The 1,570-nt window shown below is 70.1% G+C and carries 1 protein-coding gene; it reads left to right on the top strand.

The genetic code is table 11. The annotated features are described in order from the left end of the window. Positions 1-174: 174 nt before the first annotated feature. Positions 175-1,395, top strand: a complete 1,221-nt coding sequence (locus G6018_RS13950) for a primosomal protein (RefSeq protein ID WP_182639932.1) — start codon at positions 175-177, stop codon at positions 1,393-1,395. Positions 1,396-1,570: the final 175 nt, after the last annotated feature.

The following is a 1,570-nucleotide window of genomic DNA, read 5'->3' as shown; positions in this document are numbered from 1 at the left end:
TCCTCCAGTGCCGTCAGGCAGGCCAACGCCCGACGCGCCGAGCTGGTCTCGGGGTCGGTCGCCCTCGCGGTGAGCGGCCGCGCGCAGGCCGCCGAGGCCGCCGGGGACGACTCAGCCGGTGCCCTGTCGGCGGGCCGTGGCACCGGCTGACGGGCCGTGGATATGCTGACCGGCATGGCCAAGGACATAGTCCCGATCGAGCTCGGTCTCCCTGAGGGAGACGTCACGACCCTCTGGGCGCCCAGTTGGCGGGAGGACAACGACGACTGGGAGGCGTTCCTCGGCCTCGACGAGGACCTCTACGCGTTCGATTCGACCGCCGAACTCCTGGCCCTGGTCCGGAGCGGCGCGCAACATGATCTGCAGGACCACCCGTCCTGGGACGAGTTCGCGAACTCCGACGTGCTGGCGTTCCGCGCCGCGGACGAGAACTGCTACGACCTCGTCGGCGTCCTCGAACTCCTCGGCGAGAACCCCACGGAGTCCTCGGTCGACGAGATCGACCAGTCCTTCACCATCGCCCGCTCGATCGGCGAGGTGTGCGAGTTGGACACCGTCACCAAATTCTTCAACGGCAACCCGATCCTCGCCGCCGTCACCCGCGGGATGGACGAGTTCTACGGGCGGGACGGGTTGAAGCTGTGGAAGTCCATCCGGAAGACCGTCGCCAAGGGCTGGGACGACGTGCTCGACGCGATCCAGGACGTCATGACCACGCCCGAGGTCCCGCGCGCCGAGGTCGATCGCGCCCGAGCGGACCTGGAGGCCGCTGAGGCCGCGCTCCCCGAGCCCGCGCCCGAGCCCGAGGTCGCCCCCACCGGGTACCCGGAGGGTTCGCTGTGGGAGACGGTCGGGATCGACCCCGTGAAGATCACCTTCGCCGATCAGGAGTACCTGAGCCTGCGCTGCTATCTCGGCGATCGGCCGGTGTTCCTCGGCGACGGGGACCAGGCGTACGTGTTCACCAGCGCCCGCGGCCTGTCCCGGTACCTGGCCGACCACGACGACGAGACGCTCAGCCACGTGGCGACCTACGAGCGCGTCAAGATCGCGGCGATCGACGGCAGCCTGGACGTCCACGTGACCGAGGACAACACCTACGTCCTCGCCGGCCTCGACCGCGACATCGAGGTCGGCCCCGGGATGGTCGACTCCGGTCAGCTCGCGCTCGCCGTGGAACTGGTCACCGACCTCGCGAACTACGTGGGCGACTCCGACCTCGAGGCCGCGGTCACCGGCCGAGGAACCTCGTTGCGCCGGTTCCTCCACTACGTCCTCAACCCGGACGACGCCAGGCTGCTCGAGCCCAGCGCGCCGTTCGACGACGAGGCGGGCGAGTGGCGCGACCTGGTCGACGACGTCGAGCGCCTGATGACCACCCCCGACATCGCCTGACCCGCCTGGCCTGACCTCGCCCGGCCTCCCCGGCCTCGCCGTCTCGCCCGGCGTCCCCGGCCTCGCGCGGCGTCATCGAAAAGAGCGTTCCGCACATTTCCACTCGGCCGATGCGGTCGAAACACTCTTCTCGATGGGCTGGTCGGCGGGCTGGTCGGCTGGTCGGCGGGCTGTC

Source organism: Dietzia sp. DQ11-44 (assembly GCF_014145205.1).
GTDB lineage: Bacteria > Actinomycetota > Actinomycetes > Mycobacteriales > Mycobacteriaceae > Dietzia > Dietzia natronolimnaea.
The sequence above is the reverse complement of the archived record's forward strand: the minus strand, read 5'-3'. Positions and strand labels throughout refer to the sequence as shown.

Bases quoted from the DNA above. Each gene is read 5' to 3' on its own strand.
- G6018_RS13950 (WP_182639932.1), top strand. From the start codon at position 175: ATGGCCAAGGACATAGTCCCGATCGAGCTCGGTCTCCCTGAGGGAGAC.